Below are 6,752 nucleotides of genomic sequence, written 5' to 3' on the forward strand. Positions count from 1 at the left end.
GTGAAAACCTAGCAATCTGCGCAGCGCTCAAAGAAAATGCTCCGTATCGAAAGATACAGAGCATTTTTCGTTATGGCCTACATCCAAGGTGAGTCCCGCAGCCAGACCAGCCTATTCCCGGTCTCGCTGGAAGAGTTGATCCCCGAGGATCACCTCGTTCGTGTCATTGACCTGTACGTTGCCAAGCTCGATCTGGTGCAACTGGGCTTCGATAAAGCGATTCCAAAAAGCACGGGGCGCCCTGCTTATGATCCCGCCGATCAGCTAAGACTCTACCTCTACGGCTATTTTCAGCGGATTCGCTCATCGCGACGTCTTGAAGCCGAGTGTCAGCGCAACATCGAAGTGATGTGGCTGATCAACCGGCTCAAGCCCGACTTCAAGACCATCGCCGACTTTCGCAAGAACAATAAACCCGCCTTCATCGCGACCTGCCGTGCTTTCGTTCGATTTTGTCGCACAGCAGGCTTGATCGCCGGTGAATTGGTGGCCATCGACGGCAGCAAGTTTCAGGCGGTCGCCTCCTCACGGCGTCATGTGAATTTGAAGCAGCTCAAGCGCCAGGAAGAAAAACTGGATAAGCGCATCGCTCAGTATCTGGCCGAGCTGGATGAGGCCGACAAGGCTGAAACCACAGATTCAATTGATCGCAGCGCAATCAAAGCAGCACTGGCACAGCTTGAGGCTCGACAACAGGATAATCAGAGTTGCCAGGCACTGATGCGTTCGATGGGCATCGAGCAGTTCAACACTCATGAAAGCGATGCCCGAATGATGCGCACGGCCAAAGGGCCACGTGTGGCCTACAACGTGCAAACCGTCGTGGACGCCGAGCATTGCCTGATTTTGCATCATGAGGTCACCCAGGATGGCGATGACCGAAAGCAACTGGAGCCGATGGCCAAGGCCGCCAAAGCAGAGTTACAGCAAGATGAGCTGACGGTCACTGCCGATGCCGGCTACTCCAATGGCAAGCAGTTTCAGGCCTGCGAGGATGCTTCGATTACGGCCTATGTACCGCCCAATCGTTCGAAAAACCCTGGCAGTCATGAAGAGCAGCTCTTTGAGCGAAAAGACTTTATCTATGTGTCAACGCCAACTAAAAAGTGACCCCCTTCCGTGCTAAATCGCCAACTTAGTTTTGACCCCCCTCGGGTTCATATTTTCGAGCCGGTTCGGCCCGAGAAGATTTGGTTCCTGCTTTGCGCTTGTCCTTGAGTCGATAGCTTTCACCTGTCATCTGCACGATATGGGCATGATGTAACAGCCTGTCCAGCATGGCCGCTGTCAGTGTTTGATCATCCGCAAAGGTTCCGGCCCACTGGGTAAACGGCAAGTTACTCGTGAGGATCAGGCTGCCTTGCTCGTAGCGCTTGGCGACAACATTGAAGAACAGGTTGGCTTCATCACGACCAAACGGCAGGTAGCCGATTTCATCGATGACCAACAACCCAGGGGCCATCACCACACGACTGAAGTATTCCTTGAGCCGTTCCTGGCGGTGCGCAGCGGTCAGTTGCAGCATCAAGTCAGCCGCCGTGACGAAGCGGGTTTTGATACCGGCCATCACTGCCCGGTAGGCCAGGGCGATAGCCAGGTGGCTCTTGCCTACACCACTAGGCCCCAGGAACACGATGTTCTCGGCACGTCCAACAAAACTCAGTGCTGCCAGCTCCTGGAGCTGTGCCCGGGGGACGCCGGTGGCAAACGCGAAGTCGTATTGCTCCAGCGTTTTCACAGCGGGCAGCGCGGCAGTTTTCAGCAGGGCCTGTCGAGAGCGTTCACTTCGGGCATCGGTCTCGGCAGCCAGCAGCTTTTCGAGGAAGTCGGCAAAGCTGTCTTCGCCGCTTGCTGCTTGTTGGGCCAGGTGCGGCCAGTCCACCCCGACGCGCTCAAGCTTTAGCCCCTTGCATAGTTCTGTCAGGCGAGCATGTTGAAGGTTCATGCTCTCACCTCCAGCAGTTGCTCATAAACCGACAGCGGATGCTGCAAGCTCTCGTACGGCAGGACCCGTCCCAGGCGTAGGCCTTGGGCGGGTTGTGGGCGCAGGCTCTGTGTTGGCAGTGGTAATAGTACCTGCTGCTCTTGGGCCAGACGTACCGCCGGTTGAACACCCGTCGTGCCGTGAATCCGCTGATGAGCGACTTCGTCGAGCCATTGGCCGATATGTGCGTTGGCCGTCACCACATCCAGCGTCAGACCCGCACTCTTGAGCGTAGCGGCCAACGGGGTAATGAAACTGCCCTTCAGATACCCGTTGAAGCGCTCAACCTTGCCCTTGGTCTGGGCACGGTAAGGGCGGCAGACCTTGGGAATAAAACCAAACTCATCGGCCAGCGCAGCCAATCGGGGATGCCAACGGTGCTGGCCCTCCCCAAAAGCATCTCGCTCGGTGATGATGGTTCCGGCGTTATCAAACAATGCCTGCTCGGGCACGCCGCCAAAGTAAGCGAACGCCTCCCGAAGCCCTGTCAGCCAGGCTTCGCTGTCCTCTCGCTCGGAGAAACGGACAAAGCTTGCTCGACTAAAACCAAGTGTCGCCACGAACGCCTTAAGCGGCTGACGGCCTCGTCGAATGGTGGTGAAGTCCACCTGTATCTGCTTGCCGGGCAGTGTCTCGAAACGTACCACCGGCTCTTCTGCCTTACGTTTGAAGGGGCGAATATAAGCCTTCAGACGACTGACGCCGCCGCTGTACCCCAATGCCGTGATCTCACGCAGCAGGACGGTCGCCGGAATCCAGTGTGGGCGCGCCGCCTCAATACGCTCGTGCAGGTAGTCCTTGAAGGGGTCGATTTTGCACGGACGTGCGGGTCTCACCTTGTCACTGGGTAGCGACCGGGCCTTTCGCAGGTACTTGCGCACGGTGTTACGCGAAATACCCAGCTCACGGGCGATGAATTTGATGCCATGGCCCTGACGGGCCAACACTTTAATTTCCACAGACTGCTCCTGGGTCAACATATTGGCAGCTCAAAGCCGCCAGTTTTACCCAGGGGGGTCAATTCTAGGTTGGCGTTAGGGGGTCATTTTTACAGTGGCGGTGACATCTATGAGGCCGGACACGATCGTTTCCAGTGTCCGGCAGGCAAATGGTTAACGCTAAAACAGCACAACAAAGGTGATCGGATCTATCAAGCTGAGGTCGATGACTGCGCCAACTGCGCGCTGAAAACGCAATGCACTCGAGCCCAGCGCCGTTATGTCTCACGACATGCCCATGAAGAGGCTTTCGAGCGGATGGAGCAAAGAATGCAGGCGCATCCTGAGATGATGGCCAACCGAAGATCCATCGTTGAGCACCCCTTCGGCAACCTCAAGCAATGGCTATTTGGTAATGGCCGTTTCTTGCTGCGACAACTGGAGGGGACAAAAGCTGAAATGGCCTTGGCGGTGAATGCTTATAACCTGAAACGAGCGATTAAAGTGCTCGGTGTGCGCCATCTGATGGCTTTGATGGGCTGAGCGGTCATTTTTTCGTCTGCTGCCAATACAAAACAAAACGCCCCGAACAAGTCGGGGCGTTTGCTTGGGCCTTCATCAGTGTGTTTTCACACAGTCTGTCGAAGGTGGTTTTTTTATGCGTGCATTCTGGAGGACCTGCGGTCTTCCAATGTCGCGAAGCGGATTCTTAAACACCATAAAAACAAAAACCCTCGACGCGTAAGCGATGAGGGTTTTTGGAATTTAATCTTGACGATGACCTACTCTCACATGGGGAAACCCCACACTACCATCGGCGATACATCGTTTCACTGCTGAGTTCGGGATGGGATCAGGTGGTTCCAATGTTCTATGGTCGTCAAGAAATTCGGGTACCGAGTCGTGCCGTACGGCGCGCTTCAGCAAATCGGGTATGTGATAGCAAGCTGTTGCAGGTGTCGTTCGTGACGCAAACCTTCGGTTCGTGTCATCTCCACAGTCACCGCAATCTGGTCATTCGACTCAAATTGCTTGGGTGTTATATGGTCAAGCCTCACGGGCAATTAGTATTGGTTAGCTCAACGCCTCACAGCGCTTACACACCCAACCTATCAACGTCGTAGTCTTCGACGGCCCTTCAGGGAACTCAAGGTTCCAGTGAGATCTCATCTTGAGGCAAGTTTCCCGCTTAGATGCTTTCAGCGGTTATCTTTTCCGAACATAGCTACCCGGCAATGCCACTGGCGTGACAACCGGAACACCAGAGGTTCGTCCACTCCGGTCCTCTCGTACTAGGAGCAGCCCCTCTCAAATCTCAAACGTCCACGGCAGATAGGGACCGAACTGTCTCACGACGTTCTAAACCCAGCTCGCGTACCACTTTAAATGGCGAACAGCCATACCCTTGGGACCGGCTTCAGCCCCAGGATGTGATGAGCCGACATCGAGGTGCCAAACACCGCCGTCGATATGAACTCTTGGGCGGTATCAGCCTGTTATCCCCGGAGTACCTTTTATCCGTTGAGCGATGGCCCTTCCATACAGAACCACCGGATCACTAAGACCTACTTTCGTACCTGCTCGACGTGTCTGTCTCGCAGTCAAGCGCGCTTTTGCCTTTATACTCTACGACCGATTTCCGACCGGTCTGAGCGCACCTTCGTACTCCTCCGTTACTCTTTAGGAGGAGACCGCCCCAGTCAAACTACCCACCATACACTGTCCTCGATCCGGATAACGGACCTGAGTTAGAACCTCAAAGTTGCCAGGGTGGTATTTCAAGGTTGGCTCCACGCAGACTGGCGTCCACGCTTCAAAGCCTCCCACCTATCCTACACAAGCAAATTCAAAGTCCAGTGCAAAGCTATAGTAAAGGTTCACGGGGTCTTTCCGTCTAGCCGCGGATACACTGCATCTTCACAGCGATTTCAATTTCACTGAGTCTCGGGTGGAGACAGCGCCGCCATCGTTACGCCATTCGTGCAGGTCGGAACTTACCCGACAAGGAATTTCGCTACCTTAGGACCGTTATAGTTACGGCCGCCGTTTACCGGGGCTTCGATCAAGAGCTTCGCTTGCGCTAACCCCATCAATTAACCTTCCGGCACCGGGCAGGCGTCACACCCTATACGTCCACTTTCGTGTTTGCAGAGTGCTGTGTTTTTAATAAACAGTCGCAGCGGCCTGGTATCTTCGACCGGCGTGGGCTTACGCAGTAAATGCTTCACCCTCACCGGCGCACCTTCTCCCGAAGTTACGGTGCCATTTTGCCTAGTTCCTTCACCCGAGTTCTCTCAAGCGCCTTGGTATTCTCTACCCAACCACCTGTGTCGGTTTGGGGTACGGTTCCTGGTTACCTGAAGCTTAGAAGCTTTTCTTGGAAGCATGGCATCAACCACTTCATGTTCTAAAAGAACACTCGTCATCAGCTCTCGGCCTTAAGATCCCGGATTTACCTAAGATCTCAGCCTACCACCTTAAACCTGGACTACCAACGCCAGGCTGGCCTAGCCTTCTCCGTCCCTCCATCGCAATAACCAGAAGTACAGGAATATTAACCTGTTTTCCATCGACTACGCTTTTCAGCCTCGCCTTAGGGACCGACTAACCCTGCGTCGATTAACGTTGCGCAGGAAACCTTGGTCTTTCGGCGTGGGTGTTTTTCACACCCATTGTCGTTACTCATGTCAGCATTCGCACTTCTGATACCTCCAGCAAGCTTCTCAACTCACCTTCACAGGCTTACAGAACGCTCCTCTACCGCATCATCAAAAGATGATACCCGTAGCTTCGGTGCATGGTTTGAGCCCCGTTACATCTTCCGCGCAGGCCGACTCGACTAGTGAGCTATTACGCTTTCTTTAAAGGGTGGCTGCTTCTAAGCCAACCTCCTAGCTGTCTAAGCCTTCCCACATCGTTTCCCACTTAACCATGACTTTGGGACCTTAGCTGACGGTCTGGGTTGTTTCCCTTTTCACGACGGACGTTAGCACCCGCCGTGTGTCTCCCATGCTCGGCACTTGTAGGTATTCGGAGTTTGCATCGGTTTGGTAAGTCGGGATGACCCCCTAGCCGAAACAGTGCTCTACCCCCTACAGTGATACATGAGGCGCTACCTAAATAGCTTTCGAGGAGAACCAGCTATCTCCGAGCTTGATTAGCCTTTCACTCCGATCCACAGGTCATCCGCTAACTTTTCAACGGTAGTCGGTTCGGTCCTCCAGTTAGTGTTACCCAACCTTCAACCTGCCCATGGATAGATCGCCCGGTTTCGGGTCTATTCCCAGCGACTAGACGCCCTATTAAGACTCGCTTTCGCTACGCCTCCCCTATTCGGTTAAGCTCGCCACTGAAAATAAGTCGCTGACCCATTATACAAAAGGTACGCAGTCACCCAACAAAGTGGGCTCCCACTGCTTGTACGCATACGGTTTCAGGATCTATTTCACTCCGCTCTCCGCGGTTCTTTTCGCCTTTCCCTCACGGTACTGGTTCACTATCGGTCAGTCAGTAGTATTTAGCCTTGGAGGATGGTCCCCCCATATTCAGACAAGGTTTCTCGTGCCCCGTCCTACTCGATTTCATTGCAAAGGGATTTTCGCGTACAGGGCTATCACCCACTATGGCCGCCCTTTCCAGAGCGTTCCGCTAATCTCAATACAACTTAAGGGCTGGTCCACGTTCGCTCGCCACTACTAAGGGAATCTCGGTTGATTTCTTTTCCTCAGGGTACTTAGATGTTTCAGTTCCCCTGGTTCGCCTCTTACACCTATGTATTCAGTGTAAGATAACCATCTTATGATGGCTGGGTTCCCCCATTCAGACATCTC

2 protein-coding genes, 2 rRNA genes and 2 pseudogenes (1 of these 6 only partly in view) are annotated in these 6,752 nt (G+C 54.0%); 2 read left to right on the forward strand and 4 right to left on the reverse strand.

The annotated features are described in order from the left end of the window. Positions 1-72: 72 nt before the first annotated feature. Positions 73-1,086 (forward strand): annotated as a pseudogene (locus PSPTO_RS17740) (IS1182-like element ISPsy6 family transposase); the annotation flags it as partial. 49 nt (positions 1,087-1,135) lie between these two features. Here the strand turns inward: PSPTO_RS17740 and istB are convergent. Next, positions 1,136-1,945: an IS21-like element ISPsy4 family helper ATPase IstB gene (istB, locus tag PSPTO_RS17745; protein ID WP_005741073.1), complete on the reverse strand. Its 810-nt coding sequence runs from the start codon at positions 1,943-1,945 to the stop codon at positions 1,136-1,138. Then, the gene (gene istA, locus PSPTO_RS17750; protein ID WP_002551322.1) at positions 1,942-2,964 is read right to left on the reverse strand and encodes an IS21-like element ISPsy4 family transposase; all 1,023 of its coding nucleotides are present in this window, start codon (positions 2,962-2,964) and stop codon (positions 1,942-1,944) included. Before istA ends, istB begins: the two co-directional genes overlap by 4 nt. Positions 2,965-3,051: 87 nt before the next feature. On the opposite strand from istA, the pseudogene PSPTO_RS17755 reads away from it, so the two are divergent. Then, positions 3,052-3,465: pseudogene (locus tag PSPTO_RS17755) on the forward strand (transposase); the annotation flags it as partial. A gap of 226 nt (positions 3,466-3,691) precedes the next feature. On the opposite strand, the gene rrf reads toward PSPTO_RS17755, so the two are convergent. Then, positions 3,692-3,807 (reverse strand): 5S ribosomal RNA (rrf, locus tag PSPTO_RS17760). A gap of 158 nt (positions 3,808-3,965) precedes the next feature. Next, positions 3,966-6,752, reverse strand: a 23S ribosomal RNA gene (locus PSPTO_RS17765) (it continues 107 nt past the right edge of the window).

This window comes from Pseudomonas syringae pv. tomato str. DC3000 (assembly GCF_000007805.1).
Lineage (GTDB): Bacteria > Pseudomonadota > Gammaproteobacteria > Pseudomonadales > Pseudomonadaceae > Aquipseudomonas > Aquipseudomonas avellanae.